General features: G+C 38.5%; 19 protein-coding genes. 16 read left to right on the top strand and 3 right to left on the bottom strand.

Going from position 1 to position 24,980, the window contains the following annotated elements; genetic code table 11:
- Positions 1 to 85: 85 nt before the first annotated feature.
- Both LEP1GSC202_RS05260 and LEP1GSC202_RS05255 read right to left on the bottom strand, forming a co-directional pair.
- Positions 86 to 1,714, bottom strand: coding sequence for an alpha-glucosidase (locus LEP1GSC202_RS05260; protein ID WP_015677573.1), 1,629 nt, complete (start codon positions 1,712 to 1,714; stop codon positions 86 to 88).
- Position 1,715: 1 nt separating this feature from the next.
- Positions 1,716 to 4,268 carry a [protein-PII] uridylyltransferase family protein gene (locus tag LEP1GSC202_RS05255; protein WP_015676840.1) on the bottom strand — a complete coding sequence of 851 codons (2,553 nt, stop codon included), beginning with the start codon at positions 4,266 to 4,268 and terminating at the stop codon, positions 1,716 to 1,718.
- A 30-nt stretch (positions 4,269 to 4,298) separates the two neighbouring features.
- On the opposite strand from LEP1GSC202_RS05255, the gene LEP1GSC202_RS05250 reads away from it, so the two are divergent.
- The 15 genes from LEP1GSC202_RS05250 to LEP1GSC202_RS05180 all read left to right on the top strand — a co-directional run bounded on the left by LEP1GSC202_RS05250 (position 4,299) and on the right by LEP1GSC202_RS05180 (position 23,335).
- Positions 4,299 to 4,769, top strand: coding sequence for a hypothetical protein (locus LEP1GSC202_RS05250; protein WP_015677062.1), 471 nt, complete (start codon positions 4,299 to 4,301; stop codon positions 4,767 to 4,769).
- A 21-nt stretch (positions 4,770 to 4,790) separates the two neighbouring features.
- On the top strand, positions 4,791 to 5,984 hold the full coding sequence (locus LEP1GSC202_RS05245; RefSeq protein ID WP_015677626.1) for a glycoside hydrolase family 172 protein: 1,194 nt from the start codon (positions 4,791 to 4,793) through the stop codon (positions 5,982 to 5,984).
- Positions 5,977 to 6,894, top strand: coding sequence for a sensor domain-containing diguanylate cyclase (locus tag LEP1GSC202_RS05240; RefSeq protein ID WP_015677224.1), 918 nt, complete (start codon positions 5,977 to 5,979; stop codon positions 6,892 to 6,894). Before LEP1GSC202_RS05245 ends, LEP1GSC202_RS05240 begins: the two co-directional genes overlap by 8 nt.
- A gap of 145 nt (positions 6,895 to 7,039) precedes the next feature.
- Entirely contained in the window at positions 7,040 to 8,071 is a 1,032-nt protein-coding gene (gene hrcA / locus LEP1GSC202_RS05235) for a heat-inducible transcriptional repressor HrcA (RefSeq protein ID WP_015676525.1), read from the top strand.
- 11 nt (positions 8,072 to 8,082) lie between these two features.
- Positions 8,083 to 8,655 (top strand): nucleotide exchange factor GrpE, encoded by a 573-nt coding sequence (grpE, locus tag LEP1GSC202_RS05230; RefSeq protein WP_015677279.1) that lies wholly within the window; start codon positions 8,083 to 8,085, stop codon positions 8,653 to 8,655.
- A 23-nt stretch (positions 8,656 to 8,678) separates the two neighbouring features.
- Positions 8,679 to 10,613: a molecular chaperone DnaK gene (gene dnaK / locus LEP1GSC202_RS05225; protein ID WP_015676575.1), complete on the top strand. Its 1,935-nt coding sequence runs from the start codon at positions 8,679 to 8,681 to the stop codon at positions 10,611 to 10,613.
- A gap of 22 nt (positions 10,614 to 10,635) precedes the next feature.
- Positions 10,636 to 11,763 (top strand): molecular chaperone DnaJ, encoded by a 1,128-nt coding sequence (dnaJ, locus tag LEP1GSC202_RS05220; protein WP_015677133.1) that lies wholly within the window; start codon positions 10,636 to 10,638, stop codon positions 11,761 to 11,763.
- A 24-nt stretch (positions 11,764 to 11,787) separates the two neighbouring features.
- A complete protein-coding gene (locus LEP1GSC202_RS05215; protein WP_015677590.1) occupies positions 11,788 to 12,750 on the top strand; it encodes a Gfo/Idh/MocA family protein in 963 nt (320 codons plus the stop codon).
- Positions 12,751 to 12,758: 8 nt separating this feature from the next.
- On the top strand, positions 12,759 to 13,316 hold the full coding sequence (locus LEP1GSC202_RS05210) for a YqgE/AlgH family protein (RefSeq protein ID WP_208597394.1): 558 nt from the start codon (positions 12,759 to 12,761) through the stop codon (positions 13,314 to 13,316).
- Between the two features lie 21 nt (positions 13,317 to 13,337).
- A complete protein-coding gene (locus LEP1GSC202_RS05205) occupies positions 13,338 to 14,087 on the top strand; it encodes an SDR family NAD(P)-dependent oxidoreductase (protein WP_015677451.1) in 750 nt (249 codons plus the stop codon).
- 177 nt (positions 14,088 to 14,264) lie between these two features.
- Positions 14,265 to 15,689, top strand: coding sequence for a circularly permuted type 2 ATP-grasp protein (locus LEP1GSC202_RS05200; protein ID WP_015677297.1), 1,425 nt, complete (start codon positions 14,265 to 14,267; stop codon positions 15,687 to 15,689).
- 9 nt (positions 15,690 to 15,698) lie between these two features.
- The gene (locus LEP1GSC202_RS05195) at positions 15,699 to 16,667 is read left to right on the top strand and encodes an alpha-E domain-containing protein (RefSeq protein WP_015676722.1); all 969 of its coding nucleotides are present in this window, start codon (positions 15,699 to 15,701) and stop codon (positions 16,665 to 16,667) included.
- Positions 16,668 to 16,669: 2 nt separating this feature from the next.
- Positions 16,670 to 19,927: a transglutaminase family protein gene (locus tag LEP1GSC202_RS05190; protein WP_039928204.1), complete on the top strand. Its 3,258-nt coding sequence runs from the start codon at positions 16,670 to 16,672 to the stop codon at positions 19,925 to 19,927.
- Positions 19,927 to 22,461 (top strand): circularly permuted type 2 ATP-grasp protein, encoded by a 2,535-nt coding sequence (locus LEP1GSC202_RS05185; RefSeq protein ID WP_015677432.1) that lies wholly within the window; start codon positions 19,927 to 19,929, stop codon positions 22,459 to 22,461. The genes LEP1GSC202_RS05190 and LEP1GSC202_RS05185 overlap by 1 nt, the downstream gene beginning before the upstream one ends.
- On the top strand, positions 22,454 to 23,335 hold the full coding sequence (locus tag LEP1GSC202_RS05180; protein WP_015676977.1) for a transglutaminase family protein: 882 nt from the start codon (positions 22,454 to 22,456) through the stop codon (positions 23,333 to 23,335). The genes LEP1GSC202_RS05185 and LEP1GSC202_RS05180 overlap by 8 nt, the downstream gene beginning before the upstream one ends.
- Positions 23,336 to 23,474: 139 nt before the next feature.
- Here the strand turns inward: LEP1GSC202_RS05180 and LEP1GSC202_RS05175 are convergent, their stop codons facing one another.
- A complete protein-coding gene (locus LEP1GSC202_RS05175; RefSeq protein WP_015676374.1) occupies positions 23,475 to 23,834 on the bottom strand; it encodes a Spx/MgsR family RNA polymerase-binding regulatory protein in 360 nt (119 codons plus the stop codon).
- Positions 23,835 to 23,884: 50 nt separating this feature from the next.
- Here LEP1GSC202_RS05175 and LEP1GSC202_RS05170 point away from each other — a divergent pair, with 50 nt between their 5' ends.
- A complete protein-coding gene (locus LEP1GSC202_RS05170) occupies positions 23,885 to 24,979 on the top strand; it encodes a UDP-N-acetylmuramate dehydrogenase (protein WP_039928202.1) in 1,095 nt (364 codons plus the stop codon).
- The last annotated feature ends 1 nt before the right edge of the window (position 24,980 follow it).

The following is a 24,980-nucleotide window of genomic DNA, read 5'->3' as shown; positions in this document are numbered from 1 at the left end:
GGATTCCACACTATTTGTTATGATGAAACCCATAAATTTGCACAGGAAGTTGTGATACCAAAACTTTCTTTGTAGTGTAAGGATATTACTTCCCAAAAATCACTGCTTCATTGGGAAGTAATACTAAATCTCCTGTATCGAGCTCTTTATCTAGTTCAAAGGATGCATTTCGATTCTTGGAACTGAATAAAATTTGATTGAGTGTCCATTTCCTCGGATACGAAACACTAACTGGTTTGGAAGAAAAGTTCAAAAAAATATAAGTTTCTTCCTTTCCTTCTCTCCTTCTGTAGTATAATGCTTGTTTGTCGGCACTTAGTAAGATTTTTAGTTTTCCCTTTCTAAGTGATTTGCGATCTTTTCGGATTTGGATTAATTTTTTATAAGTATAAAATAGAGAATCTGGATTTTGTTTTTGTGATTCTACATTGACAGTACTTGCTTCAGCGTAAAGGGGTAACCATGGTTTTCCGGTAGTGAAACCTGTCGTTTCGGAACCGTCCCATGGCATTGGAATACGTTCTGGATCTCGGCCAGGATGGAATGGCCAATACCGTTTTCCAACAGGGTCTTGGATTTTATTAAATGGAACTTTTTGGCGTTTCATTCCAATTTCTTCACCATAATACAGAAAAGGTGTTCCCCGTAAGGTTAACATCATACAGGCGGCAAGTTTTGCTCGATCCAATGTATGTTCCCCTTTTTCGTAACGAGTGATGTGACGAGGGAAATCATGATTGGATAATGTATAATTAGGCCAGTTGTCTTCTCCTAATGCAGATTCAAAATCTTTTACAATTTGGAAAAATCGTTCTGCTTTCCAAGATGAAAATAAAAACATAAAATTAAATGCAAGGTGGAGTTCGTCATTGCGGCCACAATATGTAGCTGGTAACAAAACATTTCCAGGGAAATCTTGCATGATTTCACCAACAAACATGCGTTTTTCGGAATAAGAGTCTAGAAGTTTTCGCATGCGACGTAGAATGCCGTGCATTTCTGGGCGGTCCCGGTCATAAGTATGTACTTGTTTGTCGTAAGGCCTTGGGCCTTTCATAAAATAAGAAGCATTGTTTCGAAAGAATTCATCTTTCACATATAAATTAACAACATCCAAACGAAACCCATCAACTCCCATATCTAGCCAATACTTCATCATACGAAAGATGGCGTCTTCCACATCGGGGTTACGCCAATTGAGATCAGGTTGTTCTTTTAAAAAGGAATGGAAGTAATATTCACCAGTTCGTTTGTCATATTCCCATCCTGAACCCCCAAAGGCACCCAACCAATTGTTAGGTGGTCCATTATGGCTAGGTTCTTTCCAAATGTACCAATCACGTTTGGGGCTGTTGACTGAAGATCTGGATTCAATGAACCATGGATGTAAGTGTGAAGTATGGTTGACAACCAAATCCATAATGATGCGGATTCCTCGTTTGTGGGCTTCCTTTAACAAACGTTTGAACGATTGAATGGTTCCGAATACAGGATCAATTTCTTCGTAATCAGAAATGTCATATCCAAAATCAAACATTGGAGATGGATACACTGGTGATAACCATATGGCATCAATCCCAAGGGAATCTTTGGAACCAGCTAAATAATCCAATCGTTCGGTGATTCCATCTAAATCACCAATTCCATCACCATTAGAATCTTGGAAACTTCGTGGATAAATCTGATAGATGACTGCTTCTTTCCACCATGCCATATTAAAAACTAATCTCCATGATACCTTGGTTTTCTTTGACTCTTGCAACAGAAAGAATTTTTTCTTTGATTGCAAGAAGAAGGCCTGTATCTTCTATTTTTTTACCATTTTTAGTTTGGATGTGAAAGGAGTCATATGCAAAATCAGCACTGGTTGAGATTCTAACAAAGATTACTTCCAATTCAAAATCGATTAATGTTTTTAAAATTCGATACACTAACCCAATTGAGTCGGGGACTCTTACTTCTAAAACAGAATACGTATCCGATAAGTCATTTGCAAACTTAACCAATTCTTCCACCATTCCATCTGGAATTTGGGGTAATGTTTTCCATATATTGGTTGTTGATGCCAAGTCTTCAATATTTACACTGCCTTCGATGCATTGTCCAAGAGTGGTTTCAATTTCGTTTATTTGTAGTTCGGCGATTTCCCCACTTCCAAATTCATCTGTGATTTGTGCCTGTAAAATTAGATGTTCGTTGTTTGTGCGAAAAAGCCGGAGTCCCACCAAACTGAGCCCAAGTGAAGAAATAATTCCCGAAAGATACAATAACATTCGTTTGTCTGCATTGGCAAAAATCGACAAGGTTACAAAAGCTGGTTCTTTTTCGGATAACAATCGGAACGGTGCGCCAGACTGAATCCATTCGTGTAATAAAATAAAATGTTGGTACACTCTACGAGGTGTATTGTAGTTTAAATAGGAACTTGGTCGAATTTGCATGCCAAAGTTTACGATTTGCTCCGCTTGTTCGGATGTGAGTCCTTCTTTTTCGATTAAGTATGTTTCTAAAGTAGTTTCGATCCTCTCTTGGGTGTCGGATACATTGGTTTTGTTTTGTAAGTAAGTGAGGGTTGAGGTAAATAAAAAATGCAAAATTTCTTTTTTCCAATTGGTGAGGACGGATTGGCCAACCGATTTTGTATCTATGATGGTAAGCACATATAATAAACGTAAGGTGTTTTGGTTTGAAAATTGTTTTGCAAACGATGAGATGAGGTTTGGATCATAGATATCTCGTTTGGAAGAAAGTTCCGACATGATGATATGTTCGGCGACTAAAAAACGTAGGAGTTCTGTATCTTCTTCTGATAAACGGAATCGTTCTGCAATGATGAGAGCAAGTTCTGCTCCGTATTGGGAATGGTCCCCTTCTTTCACTTTCCCTGCGTCATGGATGAGGATAGCAAGTGCTAAAATTTCGATTTTTTCACAGACATTAAATACTTCTTGGACTTGTGGGTCTTCCCATAAATCAGCAATCAAAACATCTAATTCTCGTAAGATGAGTAAGGTGTGTTCGTCAACTGTGTATTGGTGGTGGTAACTAAACAATGGAAAGTTTGTACATGCTCCAAATTCCGGAATCAATTTCCCTAATACATTGCATTCATGCATTAAAGTGAGGGTATGTCCTATGCGTTTTTTGTGTCGAAGCATTCCTAAAAAACAATCAAGTACAGATTTTTGATTTTTAAAATCATCATCCAAAAAATGAGAAGCAAAACGAATTTCGTTTAAATCAATCCGAGATGGTTCCTCTTCATTCTTTTGGGACTCTGCAAAAAAATGGATGATGTCATCATAAAGTGTATCTGGATTGGAAAGTTCTTTATGAATCCGTTTTTTGTTGAGATTGGTTTTTTCATCTAAATAGGTTCCAATATAAAAATACACATCCTTTTGTGCTTTGTAAAATTGGCTCATAAATCTTTCTAAGGTTTTGATTTCATTTTTTGGACCAAATCCTAAGAATTCGGCTACTTCTGCTTGTAATCCCAAATCCAATCTGTCATTTTTCCGGCCACTGATGATGTGTAGGGCGGACCTTGTCAGGAGTAAAAAATCATAAGCCGACAGAAGGGTTAAACTGTCACCAATCAAATAAAAATCAAAAATCCCACCGTCAGCACTGTCAGCGAGTGGATTTGTTTTTTCAATCCAATACATTTGTTGGATATCACGTAAACCCAAAGGATCGTTTTTGATATTGGGTTCAGATAACAGAATAGGATTGTAGGAGTTGATGATCCTTTCTCTGAGGTATGAAAGTTTCCATTCATTGTATTCCTTAATGGTTTTTTCAGGAATTTTTCCAATAAAATCGGTTTTGAATTTTTGAAAGAGAACTTCAGAACCAACTAAAAATCGTGCATCGAGAACTGCATGGTAGGTTTCAATTTGGTTTAAATACAAAAATGATTCTTTGATGGTGCGGCAACTATGTCCTACTTCCTTATCATTGTTATAGAGGAAGGTATTGATTTTGGAAATGATTTCGCTTAATACTTTGTCAGAGAGTTTTCCATCATGAAGGTATAGTAAATCGATATCAGAATAGGGGGCAAGTTCCCTTCTTCCATACCCCCCAACTGCAATGACGCAAAGGTGGTCTTTCGTGGGGATTCCATTGGACACTTCCAGAAATACTTGTCGTAAGGAATCGTCCACAAGGTTACTCAACTGTCGGGTAAACAACCTTCCCGATGATACAGTTTTGGCTTTTGGAAAGGTACGTTGCAGTTTTGCCTTGAGTTCTGATTTCAACATGTAAAGATAACCTTATTGGACAACTTTAACATGAATCCGAAGATTAAAATCACAATTCAGTTTATTTTCAGCCATCTTTTGGCTTATCTTTTTGTTTCGATCCCTTACTTCCAATTGGTAATGAAAGGGTATTATGAAGGTGATTCTGCCGTCTTCCCTCTGTTTTTAGTCACTTCCGTTGATGGTGCAGCCTGGTCAAGAGCTATGACTTGGCTTTTGCCAGCGTTGGTAATGCAAGCCTTACTCATGGTGAGTTTTCTCCTTACCATTTGGGATTGGTTCAAAATTCAAAGTTTCGGCAAACAAATGTTTTTACTTGTTTGGATGCGAACAGTCCTTGGTGGCCTTGCCGCAATTTCACCGGCGGTAGGAAGTTTGGAAGGGATGGTATTTATGATTGCTGAAATCACTCTTTCCATCCATCTCTATGTCTTATTTGAAATCTTTTTACAATCACTTGTCCAAGCTGGAATTTTCCTTTGGTTTGCAAGAAGGACTTAGACTTAGAGTTACGGTATAAAAATGTTCCAATCATTGTTTAAAGTTTCAAAGCGGATTTTTATTATCTCTATTTGTATTTGTTTCACCATACAGATAGCAGCTGATGGATGGGAATCTTCTATTTGGAAAGAAAAAACCTATACCAATAAAAGAATCTCAAGTGCAGATCCAACTGATGGAAATGATGATTTTATTAAAATTCCCAAAAAGAAAACAGTGACCATAGCTGAAATCAAAGGCCGAGGGGTGATCAAACACATTTGGATGACCTTGGCAAGTAAAGACCCAATGGCTCGTAAAAATGCTGTGATTCGTATGGTATGGGACAACCATCCCCATGCTTCCGTTGTAGTTCCGTTAGGCGAATTTTTTGGCCAAGGTTGGGGTGAAGAATACATTTTCAATTCTTTGCCACTCGTAGCAGCCCCAAAAAAAGGAAAGTCAATGAATTCCTATTTTCCTATGCCCTTTGAATCTGGTGCCAAAATAGAAATTGAAAACGAATCAGACGAAGACATCAGCAATTTTTATTTTTATATTGATTATGAAGAATGGAAATCACCTCTCGAATCTCCATTACGTTTCCATGCCGAATGGAACCGAAGTATCACAAAACCGAATACTTCGAACCAAAGGGAAAATGAATGGTCACTCCTCGGTGAGATGGAAAAAACGAAATTCAAAAAAGAAAATTATTTTTCCGTTCTCGAAACAGAAGGAAAAGGCCAATTTATTGGTTTGAATTTGTATGTGGATTCTCCAACTCCATTGTGGTATGGCGAAGGAGATGATTTGGTCTTTATTGATGGCAACCAAACGACCGCTACACTAAAAGGAACAGGAACAGAGGATGTATTTAATACAGCTTGGTCACCAAAAGAAGTGTTTATGCATCCCTATTTTGGATACCCACGTGTTTCCGATTCCATTGGTTGGTTGGGCAGAACCCATTTGTATCGTTTTTGGGTAGAATCCCCTATCCGTTTTGAAAAAAATTTCCTATTCTTATTGGAACATGGTCACGCAAATTCCTTGACCTTAGATTTGATCTCTGTTGCTTATTGGTATCAGAGTCTGAATTCAAAACCATTGAAGGTTTTGCCGAAAAAAGAGTTCAGGGTGAACCAACCTGAAATCAATTTTCGTCACATCCATATGTGGCGGGATTCATTCCGAAGTGAAAAAGGAAATGGGGAAATTTGGGGAAATGAATGATTTTAATACAGATGTTCTGTCAAAGGAAATAGTTTCCCAATCGATCGATTCGATTGTTGTTTTAGATACCAATCAAAAGATTATCTTTAGTAATTTAGCCTTACAAACGTTAACTGGTTACACAGAAGAAGAGTTAAATGGGAAAACGTTTTCTTTTTTGTTCCCACCGAATGAAAAAGGAGAACAATCTTCTATCGAAGCTTTTGTGAGTTCCAATGAAGCTCATTACATTGCTGGATTTTTAAAAGAATTGGAACTCATCACCAAACCGAAAGGTACGATTCCTGTGGAAATTCGTGCATTTACGATCAAAAAGGAAAACAAAGAATACTATGCTGCCATCATTCGCGATGTTAGGGAACGTAGGCGCTTAGAAGAACAAAAGAATGTCCTCATCAATAGTTTGAAACGTTTGGCCTTTATGGACGAACTAACAATGTTGCCAAACCGTCGTTCCTTTGCTGACACACTCCAAAAAACCATTGCGACAGTGAAACGCCGTAACCGAGAATCGGTCCTTGCTGTCATGGACATTGACCATTTCAAAGTGATCAACGATACCTATGGCCATGACATCGGGGATCTCGTCCTAAAAAAAATGGCGAATATCTTTGTGGATTGCCTACGGGAAGAAGACACGGTGGGCAGGCTGGGAGGGGAAGAGTTTGGTTGTATCCTGCCTGATACGACTACGGAAGGTGCGACCATTGTCCTCGATCGGCTCCGGGAATCGGTGGAAACCCATCGGTTTTTTATCTTTGATAATTATTATTTGAACATCACCTTGAGCATTGGCTACACAAAGGTCCATCCCATCCAAAAACCAGAAGAGGTCCTCAAATTTGCGGACATCGCTCTCTACCAGGCGAAAAACCACGGCAGAAACCGGATCCAAGTCTACCCCGTTTGAAAAAAATTGGCAGTTTCCTGGAAAGTCTGCTAAATTTCGCAACTCTGGGCGACATCTTGCTTGACGAAAAAAACGGAAATCCGTAAACTTTAAGCATAGATTAGCACTCTAATCATCAGAGTGCTAAAGGAAGTGCTTGGAGGCTATGGACCTTTCCCCTAGACATCGTTCCATTTTGAAAGCATTGGTTGAGGAGTTTGTTTCAGACAACAAACCTGTTGGCTCCAAAACCCTTTCGGAAAAATACGATATCGGCCTTTCACCAGCCACCATACGTTCTTGCCTTGCGGAACTAGAGGACATGGGTTTCATTGTAGCCCGACATACCTCTGGAGGCCGTGTGCCAACGGAACGTGGGTATCGGTTGTATGTGGATAGCCTTGTGACTCTATTTGAGCTCACGATGCGTGAAAAACAAAGGATCCAGGAAGAGTATCTTAGGATGCAATTTCGGTTGGATCAAGTTCTCATTGCCACCTCCAAGGTTTTAGCTTCCCTTTCGCAATCAGCGAGTGTGGTTCTTGGTCCGGAAGGATCTTTGGATACGCTCAAACATATAGAACTCATCCATGTAAATGGAGGTGAAGTTCTTATGATTCTTGTTATGCGGTCAGGCACTGTGCTCAATCGAAATATTTTTTTCGATTTTCACATCTCACAAGAGAGTTTGTACCAAATTTCAAGGTATTTGAATGATAACGTCAAAGGATTTGATGTTCATGAAATTCAAAGTAATCTGATCCCTCAGATGATGTTGAAAAAAGAAGGACCAGAAGGTTTTTCTTTATTTGCTCCATCCATCGCAAGGGCAATGGGGTCGGATAGTCAATCAGTTGATAACTTGTATATCGATGGATTGAAAAACTTATACGAAAACTTTAAGGATGAAGAGGAACAATTAGAAAACATCCTGCATCTATTTGATGAAAAACAGTTCCTCAAAGAATTTTTTAGTGAGTATGTTCCGATGGATGGTGTTTACACGATTATCGGAAAAGACGGCAATGAGAAGTTAGGTGGTGTTACCATCATCACTACGAATTACCGAATGGGTGAAAAGAGGATCGGTTCCATGGGAATCATTGGTCCTCAGAGGATGAATTACAACAAAGCATTACCTTTGATTGAATTCACTTCAAAGTTAGTTTCAGAAATGATAACGAAATTGAGCAGGTAGCAGGAGGCGAAATGGCAGAAGAAACGAACCAATCCCTAGAAGATCAAAATGTGCAAGTCGAAGAGGGGCAAACCATTTCTGATGAAGCCATTGAACAAGCGGTAGAGGGAGCTGAAAAAGAACTCGATAACGCGAAAAAGGAAATCGAAACTTTAAAAGATTCTTGGTTAAGAGAACGTGCGGAGTTTCAAAACTACAAACGTAGAACCGCTAACGACTTGTTAAACGCTAGGAAAGAATCCATCAAAAAGTTTGCGGAAGGACTCACAAGTGCTTTGGACAACTTGGAACGTGTATCAAATGTTCCGAACCAAACACCGGAAGTGGTCGCCTTTGTTGAAGGGATCAAAATGGTACAAAAGGAATTTTATTCCGTATTGGAGAAAGAAGGAATCAAAAGATTGGACCCAAAAGGAATGCCGTTTGATCCAATGTTAATGGAAGCAATCGCTTCTGAGGAAAGTGCAGAGTATACGGAAGAGACTGTAGTGGAAACTTACCAAGCTGGTTATTACCATGAAGAAGGTGAAAACAAACAATCCATTCGTCCTGCACGTGTGAAAGTGGGAAAACCACAAAGTTAATATAAGTAAGAAGGAGAAAGACTATGTCTAAGGAAAAAATCATAGGTATCGATTTAGGAACCACTAACTCTTGTGTAGCGGTTATGGAAGGTGGTGATCCCGTTGTCATTCAAAACTCTGAAGGGGCAAGAACAACTCCTTCGATCGTTGCTTTTACAGCAAAGGGTGAAACCATTGTTGGTCAGTTTGCTAAAAACCAAGCGATCACAAATGCTGTGAATACAATTCGTTCGGCGAAACGATTTATCGGTCGTCGTTTTAACGAAGCTGGTGATGAAGCAAAGATGGTATCATACAAAGTGATCCGTGCTGGAAATGACGGTGTGAAATTTGAAACCGTTTCTGGTGAATTCACTCCACAAGAAATTGCGGCTCGTGTACTTCAAAAAATGAAGAAAACAGCGGAAGACTTTCTTGGCCATGAAGTAAAAAAGGCAGTGGTAACTGTTCCTGCTTACTTCAATGACGAACAAAGACAAGCAACAAAAGATGCAGGTCGAATTGCTGGACTTGAAGTAGAACGTATCATCAATGAACCAACTGCTGCAGCACTTGCTTACGGTTTTGATAAGAAAAAAACAAATGCAAAGATCGCCGTATATGACTTAGGTGGTGGAACGTTTGACGTTTCGATCCTAGAGCTTGGTGACGGAGTATTCGAAGTAAAATCCACAAACGGTGATACTCACCTTGGTGGAGATGACTTTGATAACGTGGTCATGCAATGGATGATTGATGAATTCAAAAAACAAACGGGAATTGATATTTCTGGAGATAAAAACACAGTACAACGATTGAAAGAAGCTGCTGAAAAAGCTAAAATCGAGTTGTCTGGAACATCTTCTACTCAAATCAACCTTCCGTTCATCACAGCAGATGCGTCTGGTCCAAAACATTTGGATATGACACTCACCAAAGCAAAGTTTGATGAAATCACAAGATCTCTTGTGGAAAGAACTCGTATTCCTTGCCAAAATGCATTAAAAGATGCAGGTTTGTCTGCGAGTGAAATAGACGAAGTCATCCTCGTGGGTGGATCCACTCGTATCCCAGCGGTACAAGCACTTGTAAAAGAGATTTTTGCAAAAGAACCAAACAAATCAGTAAACCCTGATGAAGTAGTGGCGATTGGTGCGGCAATCCAAGGGGGAGTTCTTGCAGGTGATGTCACTGATGTATTATTACTTGATGTCACTCCACTTTCACTTGGGATTGAAACTCTCGGTGGTGTGATGACAAAACTCATCGAAAGGAATACAACAATTCCTACAAGAAAGTCTCAAGTGTTCTCTACGGCAGCTGATAACCAAACAACTGTTTCCGTTCACGTATTACAAGGGGAACGAGAAATGGCAAGTGCCAATAGAACTCTCGGTCGTTTTGACTTAGTGGGTATTCCGTCAGCACCAAGAGGTGTTCCTCAAATCGAAGTCACATTTGATATCGATGCGAACGGTATTGTTCATGTGTCTGCAAAGGATTTGGGAACTGGTAAAGAACAAAAGATTCGTATTGAATCATCTTCAGGACTCTCTGAAGAAGAAATCAAAAAGATGGTAAAAGATGCAGAAGCTCACGCTGAAGAAGATAAAAAACTTCGTGAAGCGGCTGACACCAAAAACGAATTGGAAGCCATTGTTTACCAATTGGAAAAAACCATTGGGGAATCAGCAGACAAACTCGACGAATCAGAGAAACAAAGAGCTCAAGACGAAATCAAACGCGGTCGTGAAGCAATGGAATCTGGTGACCTCGAACGTATGAAAGCATCCAGAGACTCTATCCAACAAGTTGCAATGCAAATTGGACAAAAAATCTACAGCCAAGCAGGTCCTGAACAAGGAGCTCCTGGTGCAGAAGCTGGTGCCGGTGCAAACCAAGGCGCAAGTGGTTCTAATGCAAGTGGCGAGAAGGTAGTCGATGCTGATTACACTGTCGTTGACGAAGACAAAAAATAAAAAGAGATAAAGAAGTAAAACAATGAGTGACCGTGGTTACTACGAAGTATTAGGCGTTTCGAAAGGTGCCTCTGATGATGAGATCAAGAGCGCCTATCGTAAGTTAGCCATCAAATATCACCCTGATAAAAATAAAGGTGATAAAGAAGCGGAAGAAAAATTCAAAGAGGCTACTGAAGCCTACGAAGTGTTACGCGATCCGCAAAAACGCCAAGCATATGACCAATTTGGAAAAGCTGGTGTGAATGCAGGTGCAGGAGGAGGGTATGGAGCAGGTGCTTATACTGACTTCTCTGATATCTTTGGAGACTTTGGTGATATCTTCAGCGAATTTTTCGGAGGCGGTGGTGGTGGCGGTAGCCGCGGTGGTGGAAGAAGGTCTGGTCCTCAACGGGGATCAGATCTCCGTTATAATTTAGAAGTGAGTCTGGAAGATGCTGCTCTTGGAAAAGAGTATAAAATAGAAATCCCAAGACTAGAAACATGTGCCGATTGTTCGGGATCTGGTGCATCAAAAGGATCTTCACCTACAGTTTGTCCGGATTGTTCGGGAACAGGCCAAGTGAGAAGGACACAAGGTTTTTTTAGTGTCACTACCACTTGTCCTCGTTGTAAAGGAAAAGGAAAAGTCATATCCAATCCTTGCAAAACTTGTAAAGGCGAAGGCCTAACAGAGAAAAGACGAACCATTCATATCAAAATCCCTGCCGGTGTGGAATCGGGAAGCCGACTCAAAGTTTCCGGGGAAGGGGAGTCTGGTCCAAACGGTGGTCCAAGTGGTGATTTGTATGTGGTTACCCATATCAAAAAACACCCAACCTTTGAACGACAAGGGAATGACTTAATCGTTCAAAAATCGATTTCTTTGTCCATGGCTTGCCTCGGCGGAGAGATTGAAGTGCCTTCGATTGATGGAAAAACCATCCAACTGAAAATCCCAGAAGGGACGGAAAGTGGACAAATCTTCCGTTTAAAAGGCCATGGAATCCCATACCTAGGTTCCTATGGCAAGGGAGACCAACACGTCATCATCAAAGTCGAAATTCCTAAGAAACTTTCTAAAAAACAGAGAGAACTCATGGAAGAATTTGCCCGTGAGTCTGGCGAAAAGGTCGGTAGCGGGGGAAAATCGAAGTTGTTTTTCCGCTGATCCTTTAAAATATTGAGAGCATCTATGGATAAAAAAGTCCGACTCGGAGTCATTGGTACGGGCCATATGGGCCAGTACCACGTAAACGTTGCCAAACAATTAACCGATGCAGAACTCGTCGGTATATTCGATGCCAATGCGGAACGTGCCACACAAATTGCTGAAAAACACAAAACAAAAGCATTTGGAACGATTGAAGAATTATTGAAAGTAACGGATGCAATCATCATTGCAGCGCCAACTTTCTTACATCATAAAATCGCAAAACAGGCGCTAACAGAAAAAAAACATGTTTTGGTTGAGAAACCAATTTCCCAAACAGTAGAAGAAGCCAAGGAACTCGTAAACTTAGCAAAACAAAACAATTTGATTTTGCAAGTGGGCCATGTGGAACGTTTCAATGGTGCCGTTTTGGAACTAGGTAAAATTGCCGAACACCCAATCCTCATCGAATCAAGAAGGATCGCTCCCTATAATAGCCGTATCACTGATGTAGGTGTGGTTCTTGATATGATGATCCATGACATTGACATCGTTCTCAATCTTGTGAAATCAGAAGTCACAGAAGTGAAGGCAGTTGGCTCATCAATTGTTTCCAACCATGAAGATGTTGCGACCGTAGTTTTAAAATTTGCAAACGGTTGTGTGGCTTCTCTCAATGCATCACGATCTTCTCAGGCAAAGATTAGAACTCTTAACATCTCTCAAAAAGATTCCTATGTATTTTTAGATTTTACCAACCAAGAGATTGAACTTCACAGACAAGCAAGTTCTACGACTCAACTTGGAAGTGGAGAAATCAAATACAGACAAGAATCAATTGTGGAAAAAATCTTTGTTCACAAAGATAATCCACTCAAACAAGAACACGAACACTTTGTTAAATGTATCAAAGGTGAATCGGAACCAATGGTGAAAGGTGACTCAGATATCAAAACATTAGAAGTGGCCTATCGTATCTTAGAAGAAATTCACGGCAAAAAATAATGACAGAAATTCCTGATTCAACGCGAGGAAAGTTACTCATTTCCAATTCTAGTGTGATTCAGGATTTTTTTCATAAATCCGTTGTCCTTATGGTTGACCATGATGATGACGGAGCCTTTGGTTTAGTTTTAAATAAACCAACTGACCAAACGATGGAATCTCTCATCAAAAATCTTCCTGACACTGTACATGCCAACAAACCAGTGTATGCTGGTGGACCAGTTGACAATTTATTTGTATCTATTTTGCATAATGGAAAACAAACGGCCGATCCTGGTGTAGAAGTTGTTCCTGGAATTTATATGGCACGCAGTTTTGATACGATGATAGAGGTTTTATCTTCAGACAATATCCAATTCCGAGTATTACAAGGGTATGCAGGTTGGTCGTCTGGGCAATTGGAAAGTGAATTTGACAGATTGTCTTGGGTGGTATCGGATTTAGTAGATGATTCCGTTGTATTCAGAGAAGATGATTCAGAAGCCATTTGGCGAGAAGCTTTACGAAGTAAGGGTGGGATTTACAAATACTTTGTTGATCACACAAAGGATCCTTCTCTCAACTAACAAAATCTAGCCGATTCTAAAATGAAACTTGCATCCAAAAAAATTGTTTTAACCAATGGTTCTTCTGAATTAGGAAAAGAACTGTTATCAGTTTTACTTGGAGAAGGTGCACTTGTCGTTGTTGGTGATTCAAAACCAGAAGAAATACCAAATCATGTAAATTTACAAAAGTATAAAATTGATCCTTCCAAACCTGACCAAATGGAACGATTGATCGAATCTGCAATCGAAACATTAGATAAAATTGATGTTTTTATCCTTAACGCAGAAGAGTTTTTATATGCAGAGGATGAAAAGGAAAATTGGTCAGATCTCAAATACCTATTCCAAACAAACTCACTTGCTCCCATCTTTGCCATTCAAAAATTAACAAATTTAATCACAGTGGGTCTTCACATAATCACTGTTAGTTCTGATCTAATTGAATATCCTACACCAGGTTATGGATTGTATGGATCTTCCAAACGTGCGTTTGCGTATTTTTGGGATTCGTATCGAATTCAAACGGGAAAACAGTTTCAATTCTCCCGAGTTGTATCGGAAGTTCCCGGGAAATCGAATCCATCCAAACTCGCAAAAATAATCCTCAAATCGATCCTCCACCCGAAACGTTCGCGAAATGAAAGTTTCTCTTTGGGCATCCGGAATTATTTTTTGCAAATCCTTCCATTTTCTCAATTTTTTCGCACCCTAATCTATGGATTTCGATTAAAAGTAGAGAAAAAGAAGAAAAATTCCCAGACTTCGGCTCCCACAAACAACGAAGTTTAGACAAACTGCAGTTTATTTATACAACCCATCTTGGCATATCCAGTGATTGTTTAAAAAGTCAGCACAATCAAATCGTTTGATAACCAACTTATGTCGGATAGGCACGAAAGTCCTGGTTTCCCAACAGATTTTCCATTTGGTACAAATATTGCTAATTAAGTTAGCAGAGGCCAGCCCATGTTTATCGCAGACTATAGCGCAAAAAATATCTATGATGAGATGTTTTCCAATGAAGGATTCCCACGTAAAAGTTATGATTTTGTGAAAACAAAAATGGAGAGTTTAGGCGGATTAGAACTTCTAAAACGTAGTAGTTCCGCCGAACGTGCATTAATGTCACTTGGCATCACCTTTACATTGTATGGTGATGGCGGAGAACAGGAAAGAATCATGCCATTCGACGTGATTCCGAGAATTGTGCCAAGTGAAGAATGGATTAATATCGAAAAAGGATTAAAACAAAGGATCCTTGCCCTCAATTTATTTTTAAACGATATTTATGGAGAACAAAAAATTCTAAAGGATAAAATCATCCCTTTGGATATCATTCAGTCAAGTACAGGGTATTTAAAACAATGTATTGGTTTGAAACCACCGAAGGATATTTGGATCCATATAACTGGAACTGATTTGGTTCGAGATGGTGCTGGAGCGTTTCATGTTCTAGAAGATAATTTACGTTGCCCTTCGGGTGTTTCTTATGTTTTAGAAAATCGAGAGGTGATGAAACGAACCTTTCCTGAACTTTTTGAAAAGTTGAATATTAGACAAGTATATGATTATCCATACCATCTTAGGTCGATGTTAGAAAATCTAACAGACGTAAGTGATCCAGTGATTGCTGTTTGGACTCCTGGGGTTTACAATTCCGCTTATTATGAACATAGTTTTCTCGCTCAAAAGATGGGAGTATATCTAGTAGAAGGCACTGACTTAATTGTTGAAAACCACAAAGTCTACATGAAAACCACTAAAGGACTTCGAAAAGTTGATGTGGTATATCGCAGAATTGATGATACATTTATGGATCCTTCAAGTTTCCGTGAAGATTCTTTACTTGGAGTCAAAGGGATATTTGAGGCATATAAGATGGGGAATGTCGCTCTTGCGAATGCTCCTGGTACGGGCGTCGCCGATGACAAGGTAATTTATTCTTATGTGCCAAAGATCATTAAATACTACTTAGGTGAAGATTCTATCATTCCGAATGTTCCAACCTATCTCTGTTCAGAGGAATCAGATCTAAAATATGTTTTAGATAATATCCACAATTTGGTTGTCAAAGCGGCCAATGGTGCCGGTGGGTATGGAATGATCATTGGTCCAAAATCTTCAAAACAAGAACAAGAAGATTTTAAGGAACTTATAAAAGCAGATCCTAGAAACTACATCGCCCAACCAGTTTTAAATCTTTCCACTGTTCCTACTTTGATATCAGATAAAATCGAATCAAGGCACGTGGATTTAAGACCGTTCATTTTGTACGGTAAAGATATTTATGTTATGCCTGGTGGTTTGACACGTGTTGCTTTAAGAAAAGGTTCTCTAGTTGTGAATTCATCCCAGGGAGGCGGTTCAAAAGACACCTGGGTTTTAGGATAAGGTGTATTCATGTTAAGCCGTGTTGCCGAATCTGTTTTTTGGATGAATCGGTACATTGAAAGAGCGGAGAACTATTCCCGTTTTATCGATGTCAATCATCAGTTGTCTTTGGATTTGAATGAGGAAGTTCCAAACCAGTGGTTACCGTTAGTGCATACCACTGGGGATTATGAATTATTTGCTAAAAAATATTCAGAACCATCTCCAGTAAATGTGATTCGTTTTATGACATTTGATGAAGAGAATCCAAATTCCATTTTTCAATGTTTGTCGAAAGCGCGTGAAAATGCAAGAACCATCAGAGAAAACATTTCAACTTCCATGTGGGAAGTTTTAAATGAATTTTATCTTTATGTAAAAAACTATCGTAAGCTCTACATGGAATCTTTAGGCGAACATGGAGATACTTTGTCCATGGACCTGTCTGATTTTTTAAGTACTGTAAGGAAAAGTTGCCAAAGTTTTTACGGTTGTTCTGATGCTACGATTTCCCATGATGAAGTTTGGAATTTTGCATTACTCGGAAGGTTTTTAGAAAGAGCAGATAAAACAACTCGTATCTTAGACATGAAGTATTTTATCCTTCTTCCTTCAATTCATGATATAGGCTCCACTTTAGATCTATTACAATGGTTATCCTTATTAAAATCTGCAAGTGCACATGAGATGTACAATCGTAAGTACAAAAAAATTGATCCAACAGATATTGCCGAGTTTCTAATTCTCAATGATACATTTCCAAGATCGATCATTTTCTGTATCCAAGAAATGCAAGAAGCATTGGAAAAAATATCAGGATTAAAGGAAGGATTACCTCGTAATTCTGCGCAAGATGCAACAACGGTTTATTTAAACCGATTACGATCTGAAAATATAAAATCCATTTTTGACAAAGGATTACACGAGTATCTGGATGATATTCAAATTGAACTCAATCAAATCGGATCAAAGATTGTCGAACGATTTTTTACCAACTAATTATGAGTATACGCGTTGCCTTAACCCACATCACAACCTATCAGTATGATAAATCGATTTCACTTTCTCCTCATGTGATTCGTTTACGTCCTGCTCCACATACAAAGAATCATATTGTATCATATTCTTTAAACATTCTGCCTGAACAAAAATTTCTGAATTGGCAACAGGATCCCTTTGGCAATTACCTTGCCCGTTTGGTTTTCCCAGAAAAAACAAATATTTTACAAGTGGCTGTAGATTTGGTCACTGATTTAAAAGTAATCAATCCATTTGATTTTTTTGTAGAAGAATATGCTGAGAATTTTCCATTCCAATATGATAAAATACTAAAAAAAGAACTCACACCTTACTTAAAACCAAAAAAACCAGGTAAGTTGTTAACTTCTTATTTAAAATCAATTAAAATTGAAAAGAAACGTGTTGTTGAATTCCTCGTGGCTCTAAATGCAAAGGTCTATCATGACATCGGTTATGTGATCAGAATGGAACCCGGTGTCCAATCCACCGAAGTCACTTTGTCTAAACAAATGGGTTCGTGCCGTGACTCTGCTTATTTGCTCGTTCAAATTTTAAGACATTTAGGATTAGCTGCAAGATTTGTATCGGGTTACTTGATCCAATTAAAAGCAGATGTGAAATCATTAGATGGACCTTCGGGAACAGAAGTAGATTTTACAGACCTTCATGCTTGGGCAGAAGTGTATTTGCCTGGAGCAGGATGGGTAGGTCTTGATCCAACATCTGGATTATTCACTGGTGAAGGCCATATTCCACTCGCTGCAACGCCAGAACCAGAATCTGCCGGACCGATTTACGGTTTTGCGGAAAAAGCTAAAATGGAATTTTCCTTTTCTATGCATGTGGAAAGAGTTTTAGAATCTCCACGCGTTACATTACCTTATTTAGATGAAGATTGGAATCGTATATTAAAGTTAGGTGATACGATCAATAAACGAATTAAAAAAAATGATATTCGATTAACAATCGGTGGGGAACCAACCTTTGTTTCTACTGAAAATAGAGAAGCACCAGAATGGAATTTTGATGCCCTCGGATTTGAAAAATATTCAAAATCAGAACAACTCATCAAACGATTGGGAAAACATTTTGCACCTGGTGGTCTTTTACAATACGGACAAGGAAAATGGTATCCTGGTGAACCAATCCCTCGTTGGGCCATGATATCCTATTGGCGTAAAGATATCGAACCAATCTGGAGTAACCCTCATTTATTGGCGGATGATCGATATACTGGATCCGCTAACACTGATGACGCTCGAAAATTCATTTCCAGTTTGGTGCAACATTTAAAGGTCCCTTCGCACACTGTATTACCGGCCTATGAAGATAATTTGTATTATCTTTGGCAGGAATCAAATTTACCTGAAGAGACCGAGTCTTTATTAGAAGATTTAAATACATATGATATTTTAGAAAGAAAACGAATTATCAAAGTTTTAGACCAAGGTCTAAACAAGGAAGTAGGATATGTACTTCCTTTAGATTTTGATCCATTCCAAAAGAATTGGATTTCTGACGAATGGAAATTTCGTAGAGGAAAGATGTTTTTAATTCCAGGAGATTCTCCAATTGGATTAAGGCTTCCATTACAATCATTAGGTGGAAAATCGTATTACACCAACCCAGAAGATCCTTCCTCGCCAAAACCTGCTCTTCCAAAAGTAAAGGAATTAAGCCAATATCCATTATCAATGGCTAACGTAAGTTATTCGTTAGGAGGCATTCATACTCGTACTGCACTTTGTGTAGAACCTCGGAATGGAAATTTACGAGTATTTTTACCTCCCATTCAATCTTTAGAAGGATGGTTACATCTGATCTATGCCATTGAACAAACGGCAATGGAAACTGATTTACCGATTGTGATTGAAGGATATGAAGCACCAAGTGATCCAAGATTAAATCGATTTAAAATCACACCTGATCCAGGAGTGATTGAAGTAAATTTTCATCCATCAAGTCAGTTTGAAGAAATAGTTGAAAAAACAAAAATCCTTTATGAGGAAGCATACCAACTCAAACTTACCGCTGAAAAATTTTTGATAGATGGAAGGCATTCTGGAACTGGTGGTGGAAACCATATAACGTTAGGTGGTGAATCGGTAGGAGATAGTCCTTTTTTACGAAAACCATCGTTGCTTCGGAGTTTAGTTTCTTACTGGCAAAACCATCCAGGACTTTCTTATTTATTTTCAGGAATGTTCATTGGTCCAACTTCACAGTCCCCTAGGATTGACGAAGCGAGAAGTGACTCCTTACATGAATTAAAAATTGCCTTTCAACAAATTGATTCAAGTCGGACCACTCCTCCTTGGTTATTAGATCGTCTGTTAAGGAATATCTTAATCGATGTGACAGGTAACACTCATAGAACAGAGATTTCGATTGATAAGTTATTTGATCCAGGATCTCCAACGGGTCGACTTGGTTTGATAGAAATGCGAGCATTTGAGATGCCACCTCACTACCAAATGAGCATAGTTCAACAAGCATTCATGATGGCGATCATTTGTAAGTTTTGGGAAGAACCTTATTATGGAAATCCAATCAATTGGAGTACGGAGTTACATGATCGATTTATGTTACCCTATTTTGTTTATCGTGATTTTAAGGAAGTGATTGTAGACTTACAAAACCAAGGTTTTTCATTTTTATCCAAAGATTTTGATCCATTTTTTGAGTTTCGTTTTCCACAGTATGGGATATGTTATTTAGATGGAATGGAAATTGAATTGAGAATGGCATTGGAACCATGGAATGTGTTAGGTGAAGAAAATACATCGCAAGGAACTTCTAGAGGTGTTGATTCTGCCACAGAACGTGTTCAAATTAAAATCAAAGGATTCCATCCGGAACGTTACAAATTAAGTTGTAATGGATATGAAGTTCCGCTACAGGCCACTTCAATTCAAAATGAGTTTGTAGCAGGGGTTCGATTTAAGGCTTGGAATCCTGTATTTACCCTTCACCCACAGTTACCCGCACAACAATCGTTAGTTTTTGATGTATATGATACTTGGAATCATCGTTCCCTTGGAGGATGCACCTACCATGTTTCCCATCCAGGTGGGCTTTCATACCAAACCATTCCAATCAATGGATATGAGGCAGAATCGAGAAGGATTTCTCGTTTTTGGACTCATGGTCATAAAATAGGAAAAAGTTTACCTCCAATTCGATTGGAAAATAAAGCCTTTCCTTGTACATTGGATTTGAGAATGGTTACATCTAAGTAATGATGACAAAAGATCCTTATCATCTCATTGACAATTACAAAACCATTCCTGGTGTTTATGATGAGTTGTATGATGTAGATGGGCAGATACGTAACAAATATAAATTTTTAGTTAAATCCTTCCAAGAACTGGGACCTGCAGAATTAATCAATCGTAGGCGTGATACGGATCGTATTTTACGTGAAAATGGAGTTACGTATAACTTATACCAGTCGGAACAAAGAGAAGCCAAAGAAAGGCCATGGGAATTGGATCTATTTCCATTGGTAATGGAAAGTGAAGAATGGCGAGTTTTGGAACGAGGTTTAAATCAAAGAGCAGATCTATTAGATGCACTCATTCGAGATGTATATTCCAAACGACGACTCGTTTTCGAGAAAAAAATTCCTGCCGAAATATTATTCAATGAAACATCTTTTTTGCGAGCATGCGATGGGATGTATGATTCGAATCACTTTTTAGCAAAAAATCCTGCCTTGTTGTTTTTTGTATGTGATTTGATTAGAGCAGCCGATGGAAACTTTTATGTACTTAACGATCGAGTTCAGGCCCCTTCAGGATCTGGTTATTCATTAGAAAACAGAATCGTTCTTTCTAGAATTTTTCCAAGTATGTATCGCGATGCGATGGTACATCGTGTTGCAGTATATTTTCGGTCTTTAAGAAAATCTTTGACTCAGTTATCGGGTGTTAGTGGAAGAGACCCAGTTATTGTCTTATTAACTCCTGGTCCATCAAATGAAACATATTTTGAACATGCATATCTTGCTGGTTATTTAGGATATACCTTGGTGCAAGGGGAAGACTTAACCGTACGTAAAAACAAAGTTTACATGAAGACTGTGGAAGGTTTACAACAAGTCGATTTAATTTTACGCAGAGTTGATGATGATTTTATGGACCCACTTGAACTTAGAGGAGATTCGTTATTAGGAGTACCTGGGTTATTGGAATCGGTTCGATCTGGAAATGTGAAAATTGCAAATCCAATTGGAACTGGATTTTTAGAAAATCGTGCCTTGTTGCCATTTTATTCAGAGTTGTGTAGATTCTACTTAGGCGAAGATCTGATTTTACCCATGGCTCCAACATATTGGTTAGGAAACAACGAACATTATCAATTGGTAATGCAAAATCCTGAAAAATACGTATTTAAGACTGTTTCTCGCACCGATGAAGAAACACCTGTAACTTTCGTTGAATTGAGTGGCCAACGAAAAGATGTATTCTTAGAAAAACTTTATTCAGCTCCGAAACGATTTATTGCTCAGGAAATGATTGAATCGGCAACCGTACCTGTATTAGGTGAAAGTGGTTTTCGACCTGGAAGGGCAATTATGCGAACTTTTGTTTCTTCCTCTGGTTCAGGTTACCAAACGATGGCAGGTGGGCTTGTCAGAGTGTCACCTTCACTTGATGAATTTTTCATTACAAGCCAACGAGGTGCATGGAGTAAAGATTTATGGGTACTATCAACTGAAACTCAAAAAGAAGAATCTTTACTTGTTCCAAAATCAGATCAAATTTTGATTTCACGCAAAAGTTCTGGTGTGCCAAGTCGAGTTGCTGATAATCTGTTTTGGTTAGCAAGATACTTGGAACGATCTGAAAATCAAACACGAGTTATACGAGAGGCAATTTTTAAAATATTACAAGTGGAAGATGGGTACGAAAAAGAATCACTGGAAAACATATTGAAACTAGTGACCCATGTAACCAACAGTTTTCCAGGATTTTTGGGAGACGATTCAGGAGAACTTTTTGCTAATCCTTTCCCTGAGTTACAACGACTTACAGTAGATAAAAACATCATCGGAAGTTTAGCATTCCATCTTAAAAGTTTGGTCTTAGCTTCTAAATCGGTACGCGATAGACTTTCTGATGATATGAAAAAGATTTTACTTCACTTAGAAGACCAATCGAATCATGGGATTGATTCTTATGACCAAATCATTGATTACCTACAAAAAATCATTGTTAATTTATCATCATTAACAGGACTTTCATTTGAAAATATGAGCCGTGAAGCCGGTTGGTATTTCTTAAACTTAGGTAGAAGGATAGAACGATCTATCAATATGATTCTCATGTTACAAGGTATGATCCAATGGAAAAGTTTTGAAGACAAATCTTCTTTTGAAACCTTTTTGAGAATCAGCGACATTAGAATCACCTATAATAGAAGATATTCTGGTAAAATCGACCAGGAATCAGTACTTGATATTTTGTTATTTGATATTACCAATCCTAGATCTTTGGCTTATCAATTAGAGCAAATCAATTCAGATTTACAATATTTACCAGGCAAAGACAAAAAGATTGTATATTCAGAAGACCGAGCAGCACTCCAATTATACACTCATTTTAAAATGAAAGATATTTCCATTTTCTTCGAATCCGAATCTCCATTAACGTCTGTGTCTGTTTGGTTAGAGGAATTACATGGGTATTTGAGATTGTTATCGGATGCACTTTCGAATCGTTATTTCAACTATACAGAAGAACAAACTCGTATTGGTGATACAAATGGCTGATTTTCGAGTGATTCATAAAACAAAATATAGTTATGATGATGTAGTTGCTTATTGTCACAATATGGCACATATGTATCCGCTTACAACCAATCATCAAGATTGTTATCGTACCCATGTGACGGTGAATCCGAAACCAGTGGTGTCTTCGTTTCGAAGAGACTATTTTGGTAACCAAGTGTTTCTATTTTCAGTTGAGGACCCCCACCGTTTTTTAGAGGTTGTAGTGGAATCGACAGTGAGAACACATCAAAGTTTTGATTTTGATTTAAGTAAATCGACACCCTGGCAAAATATTGAAAATTTAATTCACGAATCTTCCCTGGATGCAGATTTGCAAGCAATTGAATACATTCAACCTTCTCCGTTTATTCCCGCAAAACAAACATATTTTGATTTCGCAAAAGCCATATTCACTGATAATAAACCAGTGTTACTTGGTGCTCAGGAATTAACAAAATATATTTATGAAAATTTTGAATATGACCCAAAAGCCACAAACATTAATACACCACTAGAACAAGTATTATACGAGAGGAAAGGTGTTTGCCAAGATTTCTCTCATTTAATGATAGCTGCTTTACGGTCGTTAAAAATTCCTTCTCGTTATGTGAGTGGCTACTTAGAAACATTTCCTCCACCTGGTACACAAAAATTGCAAGGTAGTGATGCCACACATGCTTGGGTTTCTGTTTATTGTCCTACACTTGGTTGGTTTGATTTTGATCCAACGAATGGAAAACTCATCACGGAAGAGTATATCATCACTGCCATTGGTCGTGATTATTCTGATGTATCACCTTTGAAAGGAATTTTGTTTGGTGGCGGTAAACACAAATTAAAAGTGGAAGTGGATGTGATCCGCGAGCAAATATGAATTTTTAAAAAATAAATTTCATGATTTTCGAAAACGGAATGCCATCTGGAATGGATTGTGATAGGTGGAACGTATTGGGTGGCGGGTCTAGTTCCCCACCCTCAATCGGGCGGGGATACATCCATCCATTGTGTACCCTCTAAAACCTTTCCCCCCATTCCTCTTCTTTAAAACCCACCAAAAACCAACCATCGCCCACCACAAAGGGTCGCTTCACCAAATTACCGTTCGCCGATAGCTCCTTATAAATTTGATCTTCGCTGAGTTTGCTGAATTTGTCCTTCCAGTTTCCGTCTCGGTAATCTTTGCCAGACGTATTAAAAAGTTTTTTGATATCACCTAAGTATTGTTTGGCCTTTTTTAGCTCAGCAACTGAGGGGGGTGTCTCTCGAATTGGGAATTGTTCGAAGTCTAATTTTTTCGATTTTAAATATTTGAGTGCATTTCGGCATGTGCTGCAGCCAGAATATTCGTAAACTTTCAGTTTGGATCGGCTCATACGACTGATTTTCTTACTTACGATTTTTGCGGAAACTTTTTATTGGAATTATGTTGGTCCAAAACAATGTCCCATTGGCGCCGCTCACTACCTTTCGTTTAGGAGGGCAGGCAAAATTTTTGATCATTATTAAAACCATTGAAGACTTAAAAAATGCGATTCAATTTTGCCGAACAGAATCACATCCCTTCCTCATTCTTGGTGGTGGTTCCAATACTATTTTTAGAGACTCAGGATTTGAAGGAGTTGTTTTATTGATTCAAATTCCAGGGATCAGATGTTTAAATGCAAATGATAAAGAAGTCATTTATGAAGTAGGTGCAGGTGTCATTTGGGATCACTTCGTAGAATATACAGTAAAACAAGGATTAACTGGCGTTGAATGTCTGTCAGGAATTCCAGGATCCGTAGGCGCCTCACCAATTCAAAACATTGGTGCTTATGGCCAAGAGGTGAAAGATACCATACTAAATGTACAGTGTTTAGATGAGCAATATAATCTAATCACGTTATCAAATCAGGAATGCAATTTTATTTATCGAAATAGTGAATTCAAATCAGGAAAATTTAAACAATATATTGTTACATCAGTTACCTTTCGTTTATCGAAAATATTGGAGCCATGCCTAGAATACCCTGAAGTGAAAAAACTCTGGAATTCGATTAAGATTGGAACCAATCAATCACAATCAAAAGTACAGCCACAAGATGAGGAGCGAATAGTGGAAATCAATTCCCTTCGCGAACTCATCATTGGACTTAGAAAGAAAAAATCCATGGTAATTGATGAAAGTGATCCTAACACTCGTTCCGCTGGTTCTTTTTTTACCAACCCCATCATTTCACAAAATGAAGCGGATTCGTTTCTTTCTCTTACGAAAAAGATGAATTTACCAACTCCACCCATCTTCGATGAAAAAAGTGGGTTTAAAAAACTTTCGGCCGCTTGGCTTATTGAGCATTCTGGAATCAAAAAAGGAGACCTTTATCCTGGCGGTGTGGGTGTCTCTACGAACCATTGTTTGGGTCTAATCAATATACAGGGAACTACGAATGCATTATTGGCAATGGCAGAATCGATCCAGAAACGTGTTTACGAGACATTTTTGATCCATTTGGAAATAGAACCTGTGATCAGACCCTAAA

Origin of the sequence: Leptospira yanagawae serovar Saopaulo str. Sao Paulo = ATCC 700523 (assembly GCF_000332475.2) — a bacterium.
GTDB classification, from domain to species: Bacteria; Spirochaetota; Leptospiria; order Leptospirales; family Leptospiraceae; genus Leptospira_A; species Leptospira_A yanagawae.
Note: the sequence above shows the minus strand (reverse complement) of the source record. Positions and strands in the feature narration are given on the sequence as shown.

What these genes read in the sequence shown, in the direction of transcription:
- LEP1GSC202_RS05260 (WP_015677573.1), bottom strand. Translation starts at nt 1,714, where the DNA reads ATGGCATGGTGGAAAGAAGCAGTCATCTATCAGATTTATCCACGAAGT.
- LEP1GSC202_RS05255 (WP_015676840.1), bottom strand. Translation starts at nt 4,268, where the DNA reads ATGTTGAAATCAGAACTCAAGGCAAAACTGCAACGTACCTTTCCAAAA.
- LEP1GSC202_RS05250 (WP_015677062.1), top strand. Translation starts at nt 4,299, where the DNA reads ATGAATCCGAAGATTAAAATCACAATTCAGTTTATTTTCAGCCATCTT.
- LEP1GSC202_RS05245 (WP_015677626.1), top strand. Translation starts at nt 4,791, where the DNA reads ATGTTCCAATCATTGTTTAAAGTTTCAAAGCGGATTTTTATTATCTCT.
- LEP1GSC202_RS05240 (WP_015677224.1), top strand. Translation starts at nt 5,977, where the DNA reads ATGAATGATTTTAATACAGATGTTCTGTCAAAGGAAATAGTTTCCCAA.
- hrcA (WP_015676525.1), top strand. Translation starts at nt 7,040, where the DNA reads ATGGACCTTTCCCCTAGACATCGTTCCATTTTGAAAGCATTGGTTGAG.
- grpE (WP_015677279.1), top strand. Translation starts at nt 8,083, where the DNA reads ATGGCAGAAGAAACGAACCAATCCCTAGAAGATCAAAATGTGCAAGTC.
- dnaK (WP_015676575.1), top strand. Translation starts at nt 8,679, where the DNA reads ATGTCTAAGGAAAAAATCATAGGTATCGATTTAGGAACCACTAACTCT.
- dnaJ (WP_015677133.1), top strand. Translation starts at nt 10,636, where the DNA reads ATGAGTGACCGTGGTTACTACGAAGTATTAGGCGTTTCGAAAGGTGCC.
- LEP1GSC202_RS05215 (WP_015677590.1), top strand. Translation starts at nt 11,788, where the DNA reads ATGGATAAAAAAGTCCGACTCGGAGTCATTGGTACGGGCCATATGGGC.
- LEP1GSC202_RS05205 (WP_015677451.1), top strand. Translation starts at nt 13,338, where the DNA reads ATGAAACTTGCATCCAAAAAAATTGTTTTAACCAATGGTTCTTCTGAA.
- LEP1GSC202_RS05200 (WP_015677297.1), top strand. Translation starts at nt 14,265, where the DNA reads ATGTTTATCGCAGACTATAGCGCAAAAAATATCTATGATGAGATGTTT.
- LEP1GSC202_RS05195 (WP_015676722.1), top strand. Translation starts at nt 15,699, where the DNA reads ATGTTAAGCCGTGTTGCCGAATCTGTTTTTTGGATGAATCGGTACATT.
- LEP1GSC202_RS05190 (WP_039928204.1), top strand. Translation starts at nt 16,670, where the DNA reads ATGAGTATACGCGTTGCCTTAACCCACATCACAACCTATCAGTATGAT.
- LEP1GSC202_RS05185 (WP_015677432.1), top strand. Translation starts at nt 19,927, where the DNA reads ATGATGACAAAAGATCCTTATCATCTCATTGACAATTACAAAACCATT.
- LEP1GSC202_RS05180 (WP_015676977.1), top strand. Translation starts at nt 22,454, where the DNA reads ATGGCTGATTTTCGAGTGATTCATAAAACAAAATATAGTTATGATGAT.
- LEP1GSC202_RS05175 (WP_015676374.1), bottom strand. Translation starts at nt 23,834, where the DNA reads ATGAGCCGATCCAAACTGAAAGTTTACGAATATTCTGGCTGCAGCACA.
- LEP1GSC202_RS05170 (WP_039928202.1), top strand. Translation starts at nt 23,885, where the DNA reads ATGTTGGTCCAAAACAATGTCCCATTGGCGCCGCTCACTACCTTTCGT.